General features: G+C 61.3%; 8 protein-coding genes. All 8 read right to left on the bottom strand.

Features of this window, described 5'->3' with window-relative positions; translation table 11 throughout:
* Positions 1–114: 114 nt before the first annotated feature.
* A complete protein-coding gene (locus tag H1B37_RS13925; RefSeq protein ID WP_182867270.1) occupies positions 115–3,144 on the bottom strand; it encodes a WD40 domain-containing protein in 3,030 nt (1,009 codons plus the stop codon).
* Between the two features lie 28 nt (positions 3,145–3,172).
* Positions 3,173–5,335 carry a hypothetical protein gene (locus H1B37_RS13920; protein WP_182867269.1) on the bottom strand — a complete coding sequence of 721 codons (2,163 nt, stop codon included), beginning with the start codon at positions 5,333–5,335 and terminating at the stop codon, positions 3,173–3,175.
* Positions 5,335–7,848, bottom strand: a complete 2,514-nt coding sequence (locus H1B37_RS13915) for a DUF1549 domain-containing protein (RefSeq protein ID WP_182867268.1) — start codon at positions 7,846–7,848, stop codon at positions 5,335–5,337. The genes H1B37_RS13920 and H1B37_RS13915 overlap by 1 nt, the downstream gene beginning before the upstream one ends.
* The gene (locus H1B37_RS13910) at positions 7,845–9,191 is read right to left on the bottom strand and encodes a DUF1501 domain-containing protein (RefSeq protein WP_182867267.1); all 1,347 of its coding nucleotides are present in this window, start codon (positions 9,189–9,191) and stop codon (positions 7,845–7,847) included. The genes H1B37_RS13915 and H1B37_RS13910 overlap by 4 nt, the downstream gene beginning before the upstream one ends.
* A 464-nt stretch (positions 9,192–9,655) precedes the next feature.
* Entirely contained in the window at positions 9,656–10,042 is a 387-nt protein-coding gene (locus H1B37_RS13905) for a F0F1 ATP synthase subunit delta/epsilon (RefSeq protein WP_182867266.1), read from the bottom strand.
* A 3-nt stretch (positions 10,043–10,045) separates the two neighbouring features.
* Positions 10,046–11,494 (bottom strand): F0F1 ATP synthase subunit beta, encoded by a 1,449-nt coding sequence (atpD, locus tag H1B37_RS13900; protein ID WP_182867265.1) that lies wholly within the window; start codon positions 11,492–11,494, stop codon positions 10,046–10,048.
* 73 nt (positions 11,495–11,567) lie between these two features.
* A complete protein-coding gene (atpG, locus tag H1B37_RS13895) occupies positions 11,568–12,452 on the bottom strand; it encodes an ATP synthase F1 subunit gamma (RefSeq protein WP_182867264.1) in 885 nt (294 codons plus the stop codon).
* Positions 12,453–12,492: 40 nt separating this feature from the next.
* A complete protein-coding gene (gene atpA / locus H1B37_RS13890; RefSeq protein WP_182867263.1) occupies positions 12,493–14,007 on the bottom strand; it encodes a F0F1 ATP synthase subunit alpha in 1,515 nt (504 codons plus the stop codon).
* Positions 14,008–14,038: the final 31 nt, after the last annotated feature.

Here is a 14,038-nt window from a genome sequence, read left to right as displayed (position 1 = left end):
CGAACCGCATGGACTCCTCGCGTCGTCCACTACCGCCTACCCGAATCTTAAGCGGATCTGCACCACTCGTCTCGTCGATTCTGAATTGACAGGCTGGAAGCCTATCCCACGGATTTACCATTTACCGACGGCCTTCAGCCCTTCGGTTTGCCAGACGTGGACGTCACCGTTCTGCCCGGAGGCGAACACGCGGGCGCCGTCGGTGCCGGTTCCCAGCGTAAACAGAAAATCGCCTGGGGCGGATGCCGCGGCGACCGAGCCGCCGTTGTTGGTCTCGTGGACCCGCACCTGTCCGTCGGCGCAACTGCTGGCCACGCGGGTGCTGTCCCCCAGGAATTCCACCGCGGTGACTTCGTCGGGGAACCCACCGATCGTGCGTTTCTGTTGACCGGTCTCGGCGTCCCAGGTTTTAATCGTCCCATCGGCGCTGCCGCTGGCGATCAGTCGACCGTCCCGCCGCCAGCTGAGCGACAGGACATGGTGTGTGTGTCCATCGAGGGCACCGACGACGCCTCCGGTCTGCACGTCCAACAAGCGGATCGTCTTGTCGGCCGACGCGGTGGCCAGCAACCGATCGTCGGGTGAAAACCGCGCGCACAACACGGTGTCGCTGTGAAGATCATCGAATCGACGCAGCACTTCACCGGTGGCAACGGCGACGACCAACACCTGGCCTTGGCGGCTGGGGATGCCGCTGCCGATCGCGATCGACTGGCCGTCGCCGCGGAAATCCAACGTCGTCACGCGGTCGGAGATCAGATCCGATCCCACCCCGCCGATCGTTCGCTCGAGCGTCCACTGTCGGCGTCGGTCGACCATCCGAGGCGGTCCGCTGTGTTCATTGATGATCATTCGATTTTGATCCAGGTAATACGCATCGGTCGGCCCCGTGCCGCCCAAGCGTTGGCCGATGTGAGACCGATCCAGCGGTTTTCCATCAGCGACTCGATAGGTCCGCACAGCGCCGTCGACATCGACCACCGTGACTGTCGCGTCACCGAGTGCGATGGACCGGATCGCGGGGGAGTGGCTTTGACGCTCGACCAGCGCGACGTGCCGATGCTTCAGGTCGGCCAAGTGATTGTTTCGCATCCGCAGCGAATCCTGGTGGGTGGGGATGTTGGCGGCAGCTTTGTCGCGTGTCTTGGTTGCGGTGACCAATGCCTGGTCGCGCTGGACCACCTCGGCTTGCTTCTTCTGCACTTCCTTTTCCACCGCAGCGAGCGACTCGCGTTGTTTGGCCAGTGCCGCCTTGGATGACTCCAGTTGTTTGGCGGCCTCGGTCGCGGCCGCTTTCGATTTCGCCAGCGTTTGATCGGCCTCGCTGCTGCGTTTGGTGACCGATGCCAGTTGGGACTTCTTGGCTTCGACTTGTGTTGCAATCTCCTGGGCCGATTGTTTTGCGGCGGCCAACATTCGGTTCGCTTCGTCGGCTTTTGCCTGGGCCAATTCAACTTGCGAAAGCGCCGTCGCGGACTGTTTTTCCAGCGGCTGCAACTCGGCCGTCAGCGATGCGATCTCGGCCTTGCTTTTGGCGATCAACGCTTCGGCATCGGTGGCGGCCCGGTTGGACGCATCAATCATGGCCTGGGCGTCTTTGATCCCCTGCTCGCTGCCGGCGACCTGTTTTGCCACGTCGTCTCGCTGTTTGGCTTTCTCCTCGAACTCCTTGGCCGCTTTTTCACGGGCCTCGGTCACCTTGGCCAATGCCGCCTGTTCCTTTTCCAACAGCTTCTTCAACTCGTCCGTCTTGCCTTCCAGCGTCTTGACCCACACCTGTTCGCGTTGGACGTGACGGTCGAGCGCGGCGATTCGAAGCACCGATTCGCTGTCCCCGGTCAGTGTCCGCAGCAGAGTTCCGTCGTCCAGATTCCACAGCTTGGTGGTCCCGTTGCGTCCGCCGGTCGCGAGTGTCTTGGAGGGCGGGGCAATCGCGATTGATTCGATCGCTGCACCGTGATCCAGCTCGCGCGTGATGTCGCCGGAGACCACGTCGATCGTCTTGGCCAGGCCCGACGCCGTGCCGACGACAAGGGTGCCGGGGCCGAAAAATGCCATCGACGTGGCGTCCTGGAGCGAGGTGAGGGACGGCGCCGGATGGGGTTGATCGTTGTCGAAAAGTCGAACTTGGCCATCCGTCCCGAGCGCGGCGATGAAGCCGGATTCACTGCTTTGCGCCAAGCTCTTGATCGCTTGGTCCAGCTTCGCCTGTCCCACCAAATCCCCCGTGCGAGGATCATGGATGCCGATGTCGCCGTGATCGTAGCCGACGACCAGTCGCTCGGGATGGGACCAGGTCAGGTCCGCCACCGTGCCCGGGCTGTTGATGCCGACGCGTCGTTCCTGTGAATCGAGTTGCCAGATTTCCACATCACCGATCGCGTTGACCAGCGCGACCGCAGAACGATCGGGGCTGATCGCGGTCGGCCCGACGGCGTGTCGCAAGGCGAGCGGAATCGCGGACGTTGTCGGCTGGCGTTTCCAGATCCGAACCGCTTGGAAACCACCGGTGGCGATGCGATCGCCCCACGGTGAAAACGCGATCGCCTGGATCACGTCAAAATCAGCGACGCCCGCTTGCCGAAGGCCTGCGTCGACCAATGTGCCACGGAGTTCGCCGGTGTGTGCGTCGGCAAGTTCCACACGATTGGCATGACCGACGGCGATCAAACGGTCATCCGGTGAAACCGCCAACGCGTAACTGTTGCGGATCGAATCGTCGATCGGCTGCCACTGGATCGTCTCCTCGGCGGACGCCGCATCGATCACGGCCCCCTGTGCGATCCAGGTTTGCAACAACGACAGTTCAGCCGGCGTCAAACGCTTGGCCCCCACCGTGTTGTCCTCCGGTGGCATCGGGTCATCATCATCGCCGGCCCGCACGTACAACAAACTCGACTCGGGCTGTTTCGCGACCAGCAACGACCCGCTGTCTCCGCCGGTTTCGATCGCCTGACGGTTTTCCAGCGATAGCCCCCCCTCGGCTTGCCCGGCGCGGTGACAGGCGACACAGTTGCGTTGCAGGATCGGTGCGATGTCGCGGGCATAGCTGACCGACTGGTCCGGATCGGTTTGCTCGGCCGGTGCTGGCGGAGCGAGGAAACAGAGCACCAAGACGATTGGCAGCGATCGATCACGCATCATGGCAGCGGGAGAGGTGGGAGGATTGGCTTCACTGGACTTCCAGTGTGATCGCCGGCAGCGGGACATAGACGGTAAAATCTCGAGCGGCGGTTTGTTTTTTTAGCGTCTCGATCCGTTTGTCGGCTTCCGCGATGGCTTTGTCGATTTCCGCATGTTGCTCCGAGCGGTCGGGATCGGCTCGCAGTGTCTTCAAGGCGTCGCGGTACTCGATTTCACGCGTCAATGACTGGGGGTTGACCGCGAACTTGACCTTCGTTTCGCCTTGGCCCCAGAACGTATAGGTCCCGGCCGCCGCATTGTTTTTCACATCGATCGTCCATGCGGCCTCCGATTTGTCTTTGGCGATCGTCAGCTCGCCGACGCTGACATTCGGCGGCAAGTGTTGCGCTCGCAAGACGATGTTGTCCGCACCGCCGTCACGCCGCGTCAGCTTGATCGGGACCGTGACCTTGGTGCCCTTTTTGGCCGTGATCACGTCCTGGCCCACCGTCGCGATGCTGATCGGAGCGGTGTCCAGTTGCGAAGATCCGATCCACAGCCCGTCGATCAACCGGGTGTGGGCGGTGGGCCGATAACCGTCTTGTTGCCAGACGACCGATGCGGCGCGGGCGATTCGCGATTCCGTTTGTCCGTCGCGTGTCACTTCGCCGATCACTTGCAGCGGGGCATGCTGTGTCGGCGCCTCGTCCGAGGCGGTGATCACCAAGTCGGTATGGTTTTGGTTGGCCGCGATCCAACCGGAGCGACAATTCAATCCGGCGGGAAGATCCGGGATCGAGACCTTGATCGGGCCGGACATCTGATTGCGATAAACAAACACGCGAATCGTCGTCGCACCGCCGCGCATCAGATGTGATCCCGACGGCTGTGTCGTCTTGGCATCTTTGTGTGGATAGACGTGGTAGGCCAACAAGTGCCAATCCTGTCGTGGCGGGCCGATGGCAAGTTGATATCGCTGGACCTCGCCGAGCGATCGACCGGTGTCCAAGTCCGTGACGGTGATCCGATAGTCACCGTCTGCGGGCGGTTGAAACCGCAAGACGGGATCGCCGCTGGCAAGACGAATGATGCCGTCGGACAGATTCGGGCCGTCTTCGGCCGTCGCAACGCGTTGCCAAGTGACTGCGCCCGATCCGTCGACGTTTGCTTTGTCGATGATCAATCGGGCGTCGGTGGGCTGGCCGATGCGATCCGAGACGACTTCGATTTGAACCGGTTGTCCCTTGGCCAGTTTGCAGCGGTAGCGATCGCGGTCATGGGGGGCGTCGAACGCAGCCTGCACCAACGCTGGGACTGTCAGCTCGATCGGCGCGTCCGACTCGTTGACCAAGACCGGATCTTGCGTTTGTGCGTCTTGAGCCCGCACGCTGATCGATTTCGGAAACTCCGGTTCCAGAGATCGCGGCGTGCCGGCACCTTCGACCACGCTGAATCCATATTGAAACGCCGCGCCACCACGAAACAGTGCGTCATGAACCGCGACTGTGACGGGCCCGCTTTCGGTCGCGGTCCATGACAGTCGCAGATCCGAGTGATCGCCTCCGATTCCGCTGGCCAGCGTTCGCCCCTTCGCGTCGGCGATCGCGAGGGCACCGATCAATTGCGAGTCGACCGCTTGAGCGATCAACCGCAACGTGTACTGCGTTCCGGCGACGGCGGGGAACGAATAGAAATCGCGCCGCTGGGGCGAGACACGTCGGCAATACGTTCGCCCCAGCTCGATGGGCGTTGCCGTGGCGGGATCGCTTCCCACCGACGAAGCAACTTCAACGCCGTCTTGAACCACGACCGACCGCGGATTGGAGATTCCGAAACGGCCGACCGCACGGGCTTCATAACGCCCCGCCGGGACATCGGACGCGACCGAGACACGGAATGTGCCATGACGCGGCGATTCGATCTCCGTCAGCGGACGAGTGGGGCCGTCCGGCAGCGTCGCGGTGATGCCCGGATGCGAAAAAACGAGTTCAACCACCTCGTCGCTATTCGCACCTTCGGCGACGCGGACTTCGTAGGTTTCCCCGGGGCAGAAGAAAGACTGGGACAGTGACCGCAGGGCGATCACGGGCAACTGTGCGTGCAGGTTGCCGGCGGCCATCCCGATCAGGGCGAACACGCAGACGAGCACGTACCGCAAGGGACGGCCAGCGACGCGCGCACCGCCGCCGCAAACGAAGGGTCGATGTCGCATCAGTGGTTAAACAGAAACTCTTTGGAGTTCACGAGGGCCCAAATGAGATCTTCCCAGGGCTCTTTTTGATCGTCGCGTTCGCCCAAGTAGCTGAGCGTCGACTTGAGTTCATCGTCGGTCGGTCCGCGACTGAATGCCAATAGATAAAGTTCTCGTACCTTGTCTTCGCTCGCGCGTGACGCGTCGGCGGCGTAGGCGGCGGCACGGCCCTGGTCGTGCGTCAGTTTTTGCTGCATCTGTTCGGAATTCAGCAGATGCAGACTCTGCGCCAGGTTGGCTTCCGAGGACCGTTCGCACTCACACGCGGTCTTTGAATCGGGTTGGCCGAACACGGACAAGAAATAGGAATTGAACCCCGTGTCCGGCAACTCCACCGCCCGCGTTCCGGCCGGCATGCCGGAAAAACTGGTCGACGCACCGGTGACCTTGTCGATCGAATCGAGCAACGTCTCCGCTTGCAACCGCTTGGGGTAGTACCGTGAGTGACTGCGGCGATCGATCAAGTTTTCTCCACGGGCGTCACTCGATGCACCGTACACGTCGGAATTGCAGATCAATCGGATCAGCGATTGGAGGTCATAACCTGAATCCACGAAAGTCGCCGCCAACGCATCCATCAGTTCGGGATTCGACGGCGGATTGGTCACCCGCAAGTCGTCTTCGGGTTCGACCAAACCGCGGCCGAGGAAATGTTTCCAGTAGCGATTGACCAGGGCTTTGGCAAAGAACGGATTCTCCGGCGATGTCACCCAGTCGCTTAGCGCCCGGCGTGGATCGCTCACGGCATCGGCTTGGATCGCTTCGGCATCCAACCCCGCCGGCGACACCGGCTGGCCGGTCTTGGGATGCTTGGCCGATGGGGCGGCGATACGGGTCACGAACGTCACGTCGGTGCCCTGCGTCTTTTTGGAGATCGTGCTGAAGAACGCCGACATCCGGGCGTAATCTTCCTGGCTCCATTTTTCGTACGGGTGGTGATGACAGCGGGCGCATTGGATGCGTTGGCCCAAGAACAATTGGCTGATGTCTTCGACCCGTTCGTTCTGGTCGGTCACCTGCGACAGCCATGCGGTCGCCGGGTTGCTGAACAACGACCCGCTGGCGGTCAGCAATTCGTCGACGAGTTGGTCGTATGGCTTGTTGACGCGGAACGATTCTTTCAACCAATGATGAAACAGCATGTTCGAAACTTGCAACGCCCCGCCGGTGCGGCGATTGCGCAAGATCACGCCCCACTTGCGTGCGAAGAACGAAGCGTAGTCGTCGCTTTGCAGCAACTCGTCGACCAAGCGGGCGCGTTTGTCCGGCGCGTCGTCGGTTAGGAACGCATTGGATTCGTCCAATGTCGGAATCCGTCCGGTCAGATCCAGCGTGACGCGGCGCAAGAATGTCGCGTCGTCGCTCGGGGGCGAAGCGGGGATGCCCAACGAATCGAGCTTTTTGCGGACGAACCGGTCGACGACATTGGCGGGCTGGCCTGCCGATGAATCATCGGCATCGGCGAGTTCGGTCGACGCCTCGACCCGCAACGGGATCTCGGCGCGGAACACCGTCACGTGTCCCTGGTAGCGTGCCATCACCGCAACGTCGCCGACCAACTGACCGGTTCGAACAAGCCCCGTATCGCTCACTTCGGCCATCTGCGTGTCGTTCGATTCATAGACCGCCGCTCGGGTGACGTCTTCGACTGAACCGTCACTGAAGGTGGCGATCACGGCGATCTGTTGCTCGCTGTCGCCGGCCATCCGTCGGACCTCGGGGTAACAGCGGATCGAACGGACCTGCAAGATTTCGCCTTGATCGTACGGCATGCCCTGGGAAATCCAGCGACGCAGCACACGGTATTCGTGCGAATCGCGGTCGGTTCGCGCACCGCCCCCGTGCGGCATCGCGTTGATGGTTTTCATCAACAGCAAACTCTGATCCGGCGCGGCCAGGGAAACGCGGCGGCCACGCGACTCGGCGACCAACCGCTTGTGATCTTCGTGTGGTTCGAACCCGAGCAGGGAGAGCCGAAACCCGTTTTGGCCGGCGATCTTTCCGTGACAGCCGCCGCCGTTGCAGCCCAATTTGGTAAAGATCGGAACGACCTGTCCGCAAAAGCTGACCGGTTGCGTTTGTCCGGTGCCCGATACGTCCAGCGTCGCGGTGACACTTTGACCGTCTTCGGAAGTCGCGGAAAGTGTGACCGTGCCATCGGCAAGCGGCGTCACCGACCCGGTCGGATCGATCGAAACCAGACCCTCGGGCGACGCGGAGAATTTCACCCGTCGCGTCCAATCGGTCGTCATGCCGTTGGATTCGGATCGAGAAACGATCAGCTGCAATCGCGCGTCGGTTCCGACCAGCGTTGTGGCCGCGGCACCGTCAACGTTGTCGATGCGGAGCGATTGTTGGTCGGCGGAATTGGTGGCAGAGGAATCGGTGACGGCAAGGCAGACGATCGCGGCAAGCCCCAACAGGCGAACCCCGCGCGGAAACCTTGCGCCAGCATTCAATACGTTTCGATTCATGCGACCAACTCGGCGATCGGGTCACTGTCGACCAGGAACTGCGGACGGCCGGTCGGGTCGGCGATCGTGGTCGAGTGCGTGTCAATGCCCAGCGTGTGATACAACGTGGCGACAATTTCCTGCATGTCGACCGGACGCTCGACCGCTTCTTCGCCCATGCGATTGGTCGCGCCGATCGCTTGGCCGGTCTTCAGCCCGCCGCCGGCCAGCCAAGCGCAACTGACCTTGGTCCAGTGGTCTCGCCCGGCGTTGGCGTTGATCTTGGGCGTGCGGCCGAATTCGCCCCAGACGGCGATGGCGACATCGTCCAACATGCCACGTTCGTCCAAGTCGTTCACCAGCGCGCTTAAGCACTGGTCCAACTTGCCCCCGTGGTCGCGTACCAAATCGAAGTTTTTGCCGTGGCTGTCCCAACGTCCGTAACTGAGGCTGACGACGCGGACTCCGGCTTCGACCAGCCGACGCGCGATCAAAAGCTGATCGTTACAGGTCGGTGCGCCGTCGTATTGGTAGTTGTACGGTTTGCCGTCCCCGTATCGGGCGACGACTTTGGGATCTTCTTTGGATAGATCCAACGCATCGACCAGTTTGCTGCTGGTCAGCACATCGAGCGCCCGCTGACCGAACGCATCCATCCCTTCCATCGCACCGGTGATGTCGATGTCGCGTCGCATCGTGTCCAGCTCGGACAGCAACTTGCGGCGATCCTGCAAGCGATCAAACGAGATCCCTTTCAGCGTCATGTTCTGCATGCCCGGCCCGTCGGGTTTGAAGGGCGAATAGGCCGAACCGAGAAAACCGGATTGTCCGGAATCAGACCAGGGGACGTGACGTGTCGGCGCCGCGAGGCCGACAAACGGCGGCACGGAGGGATCGACCGGGCCGAGCAACCGTGCCGCGGAGGCGCCGATGGAAGGTCGACCGCCAAGGTTCTTCAGTGAGTTCTTGTCCCAACCGGTGAAGCATTGCACCCCGTCGTGACCGCCTCGGCATCCGACCACACTGCGGATCACCGCCGACTTGTCCATCAACGCGGCCAGTTTGGGAAACACTTCACAAATCTGGATGCCCGGAACGTTGGTCGCGATCGGCTGGAATTCACCGCGGACTTCACCGGGCGCCTCGGTCTTGATCTCCCACATGTCTTGGTGGGGAGGACCACCGGCCAGGAAGATGTTGATCACCGATTTGTGTTTCCGCGGCGACGACGAAGACGCTTCGGCACGGTACAAGTCGGCCAACGACAGGCCGCCCATTCCGAAGGACAGTCCGCCGATCTTTAAAAAGCTTCGCCGGTGTTGCCCGTCGCAATAGCGACTGGAGGGACCCTTGATCGTCAACATGATCAGGCCGGGGTAGGGGGGGAGGGATGATTCAGGTGGGACCCGGGCAGAGTAAAGGTGGGCTGCCCGAGCGAGGCATCGCGTCCCAGTATAGCCGCCTAAAGGGAATCTGTGCAACCTTTTGACGGATCCGCCCGATGTGGCCGCCGCAAACCTGCTCACCATTGCGATGTGACCGTCGCTGCCACCCTCCTTTGAAACACCTTTCTATCGGCGCCAAGTTAAGAATTGACCCTCCACTCCGGGAGAGTCGCGGAGGAGTGGGCGCTCGGAGCGGGGAGGGTTGCCTGTGGATCGGAGGCACTCAAACACAATCGTTCAACCCTCCCCTCGCTACGCTCGCCCCTCCCTGCCAGGGAGGGTGAATTACCGAAAACCGCACGACCTCTCAAAGGGAGGGTGTCTTCAGGAATTCGAAGCTGACTCCGGCGCTACTTCAATCGCCCGGCGTCACACGCCGCGTTTCAGCGTGCCGAGCGGAGCTGGCCTCGGGCGCGGCGGAGGGCGGTGTCTTTCAGCTGCGCCAGCTCGGGGGTTGATGCCGGCATCTCTTGGGCATCTTCGAGCGCCCGTTCGGCTTCACCGACGTCCAGCAGGTCGACGGAGATCGAGCGCGAGGTCAACAGGCTGACCACGTTGCCTTCGACTTGGGCGAAGCCGCCGTCGACGAAGTACCGTTGCGGTCCCGCGGCGGTGGCCAGATGGAGCGTCCCGAAACCCAGACGCCCGATCATCGGGGCGCGGCCGGGCAGGACGCCCAGGGATCCGTCGAACATGGGCAGCGTCACCGATTCGGCTTCGCAATCCACTTCGGTGCGTTCGGGGGTGACAACGATGCAGCGTATCGCCATGGCTTATTTCTTCTCCATCTTCTTGGCTTGAGCTTCCGCCTGTTCGATCGATCCGACGTACATGAAGGCTTGCTCGGGCAGGTGGTCCCACTTGCCGTCACAGATTTCTTCGAAGCTGCGGATCGTGTCTTCCAGCGGCGTGATCTCACCGGCCTTTCCGGTAAAGACTTCGGCGACCAAGAAGGGTTGGGACAGGAATCGTTCGATTCGACGTGCGCGGTGCACGATGGTCTTGTCGTCTTCGTTCAGTTCGTCGACACCCAGAATCGCGATGATGTCTTGCAGTTCGCGATAGCGTTGCAGCGTGGTTTGCACACGACGTGCGATCGCGTAGTGACGGTCGCCGACGTATTGCGGGTCCAGAATTCGCGAGTTGGACGCCAGCGGGTCGATCGCGGGGTAAATCCCTTTTTCCGAAATCGATCGCTCCAGATAGATAAACGCGTCCAACTGGCCGAACGCGGTTGCCGGGGCGGGGTCGGTCGGGTCGTCCGCGGGGACATAGACCGCTTGGACCGATGTGATCGCACCCTTTTTGGTCGACGTGATCCGTTCTTGCAGCGCACCCATTTCGGTCGCCAGCGTCGGTTGGTAACCGACCGCCGAAGGCATCCGCCCCAGCAGCGCGGACACTTCCGAACCGGCTTGGGAGAAACGGAAAATGTTGTCGACGAACAGCAGTGTGTCCGCTCCGGTGGTGTCTCGGAAAAATTCCGCCATCGTCAACGCCGACAAGGCGACACGCAGACGCGATCCCGGCGGTTCGTTCATCTGACCGAACACCATGCAGGTTTGTTCGATGACCTTGCGTCCGGTTTGACCGATTTCGGTTTCCTGCATTTCCAACCACAGGTCGGTGCCTTCGCGGGTTCGTTCACCCACACCGGCGAAGACCGAGTAACCGCCGTGGCTGCTGGCGATCCGAGCGATCAGCTCGGTCAGAATCACGGTTTTCCCCAGACCGGCACCGCCGAACAATCCCGCTTTACCACCGCGGACGAAGGGGGTCAGCAGGTCGACGACCTTGATCCCGGTCTCGAACAGCTCGGTGTTGGTGGACAGTTCGTTGACCGGCGGGGCTTCGCGGTGGATCGGCCAGTAATCTTCGGCCGCGACGTCGCCACGTTTGTCGATCGGTTCGCCCAACACGTTGAAGACGCGTCCGAGGGTTTCCTTCCCGACCGGAACGGCGACCGGTTTGCCGGTGTCGACGACGTCCATCCCACGCATCATGCCGTCGGTGCTGCCCAGTGCGATCGCGCGGATGCGTCCGCCGCCAAGGTGCTGTTGGACTTCGCCGACCAATTCGATCGAGACCCCTTTGTGCTCGCTCTTGACTTCCAGAGCGTTGTAGATCTCCGGCATTTGGCCTTCGGGGAATTCGGCGTCGAACGTCGACCCGATGACCTGCGTGACTTTGCCGACGACGCGAGTTTCCGTTGCGGTGGACATGCTATTCTTCTTCGCTAAAAACGTGTTGTGGGGCAGGCCGCAAGGGTGCGACCGGTCACCAGAGTGTGTGGGGTTAACCTTCCAAAGCTTCGACGCCGCCGATGATCTCCATGATCTCGCCGGTGATCTGGCTTTGTCGGGCTCGGTTGTAAGTCATCGAAAGCTGTTTGATCATGTCGCCGGCGTTTTCGGTCGCGCCCTTCATGGCGATCATTCGAGCGACTTGTTCGCTGACCGCGGCGTCCAGGAAGCACTTGAACAGCCGGACTTTGAAGCTGGTCGGAACGACTTCCTCAAGAATGCTTTCGGCCGAGGGCAGGAATTCGTACTCGACGCTCGTGCCGTCGACGTCCTCTTGTTGCTCTTCGCCGCCCAGCGATCCCAACGGCAGCAGGGTTTCGACGGTGGCGACTTGCTTGGACGTGCTGATGAATTTGGTGTAGACCACGTCCAGCCGATCCAAGTCGCCGGTGATGTACCGGGACAGGTAGCTGTCGGCGATCTTTTCGACGTCGGCATAGGCCGGTTGGTCTTCGAAATTCAGGTGTTTTTCGTCGGTGGTGACCCCGCGGAACGCCAGTCCATCGGCACCGCGCTTGCCGCTGACGTCGACCGCGACGTTGGGCAACGACGCCTTCATTTCCTTGATCAGCGGCATCGCTTCACGAAGCACGGCACCGTTGTAACCGCCGCACAGGCCGCGGTTGCTGGTCAGCACCAAGACGCGTGCGTTCTTGATTTCGTCGCGTTGCTCGAGCAACGGATGCTGGACGTCCAGGCCGGCGGCGGCGAGTCGCCCGACGATCTTGGTGATCTGCTCGGTGTAGGCGGTCGCGGCTTGGGCCCGGTCCATCGCTTTCTTGTACCGCGCCGTTGCGATCAGCTCCATCGTCCGCGTGATCTTGCGGATGTTGCGGATCGACTTGCGTCGTTTATCAAGCGCTCTTGCGTTGGCCATGAATCGTTAAACGATGACGGAATGCTTCAAGTGAATGGGATCAGGCGGTCGGCGTGTAGCCGGCCTTGAAATCTTTGATGGCGTTTTCCAGGGAGCTGACGATGTCATCGGTCAACGCACCCTCTTGCGTCAATTTCTCCAGCAACGAGCCGTGTTTGTCGTTGATGAATTGCAAGAAATCCTTTTCCCATTGCTGGACGGATTTGATTTCGACGTCATCCAAGTGCCCTTGGGTACCGGCGAACAAGCTGACCACTTGCTCGGCAACCGACAGCGGTTGGTACTGGGGCTGTTTGAGCAGTTCGACCATTCGGTAACCGCGATCCAGCTGGGCCTGGGTGGCCGGGTCCAGGTCGGTTCCCAACTGAGCGAAGGCTTCCAGAGCACGGAAGGCGGCGAGGTCCAAACGCAGACCGCCGGCGACCTTCTTCATCGCCTTGATCTGGGCGGCACCACCGACGCGAGAGACCGAGATCCCGGGGTTCATCGCGGGACGAACACCGGAGAAGAACAGGTCGGGCTGGACATAGATCTGGCCGTCGGTGATCGAAATCACGTTGGTCGGAATGTAGGCCGACACCTCGCCTTCGAGCGTTTCAATGATCGGCAAGCTGGTGATCGAGCCACCGCCCAGGTCGTCGGACAGCTTGGAGGAGCGTTCCAGCAGACGGCTGTGGCAGTAAAAAACGTCTCCGGGGAACGCTTCACGGCCGGGCGGTCGTCGCATCAACAGACTCATCTGACGGTAGGCGACCGCTTGCTTGCTCAAATCGTCATAAACGATCAGGGCGTGGCCGCCGTTGAACATGAAGTGCTCGGCCATCGCGGTTCCGGCGTACGGGGCGACGTATTGCAGCGGAGCGGGCGAACTGGCACCGGCGACGACCACGGTCGTGTATTCCATCGCGCCGTATTTTTCCAACACGTCGACGACGCCCGCGACCGAGCTGTCTTTTTGACCGATCGCGACGTAAAAGCACTTCACGTCTTGACCTTTCTGGTTCAAGATCGCATCGATCGCGATGGCGGTTTTGCCCGTTTTACGGTCGCCGATGATCAATTCACGTTGGCCGCGACCGATCGGGGTCATCGCGTCGATCGCTTTGATGCCGGTCTGCATCGGCTCGGTCACCGGTTGCCGCTCGGCGACACCGGTGGCGATGATTTCGACCGGGCGGGTGACGTCCGACTGCACCGGGCCTTTGCCGTCGAGCGGATTGCCGAGCGGATCGAGCACGCGTCCGATGACGGCGTCACCGGCCGGCACGCTCAACAGCGTTCCGAGCGCCTTGACTTCGTCGCCTTCTTGAATCGTCAGGTAATCCCCCAGGATGATCACACCGACGCTGTTCTCTTCCAGGTTGAACGCCAACCCGATCGCACCGTTGGGGAACTCCACCATCTCCCCGGCCATCACACCGGACAGACCATACACACGCGCGATCCCGTCACCGACTTCGAGAACGGTACCGACCTCGCGAACATCGATCTTGCTGTCGAAGTTTTCAATCTCCTGCTGCAAGACCGATGCGATTTCATCGCTGCTAAATTTCATGGCAATCTAATGCGTCAGAGTTTTTTGGTGT

This window comes from Stieleria mannarensis (assembly GCF_014154935.1).
Classification (GTDB): Bacteria; Planctomycetota; Planctomycetia; order Pirellulales; family Pirellulaceae; genus Stieleria; species Stieleria mannarensis.
Note: the sequence above shows the minus strand (reverse complement) of the source record. Positions and strands in the feature narration are given on the sequence as shown.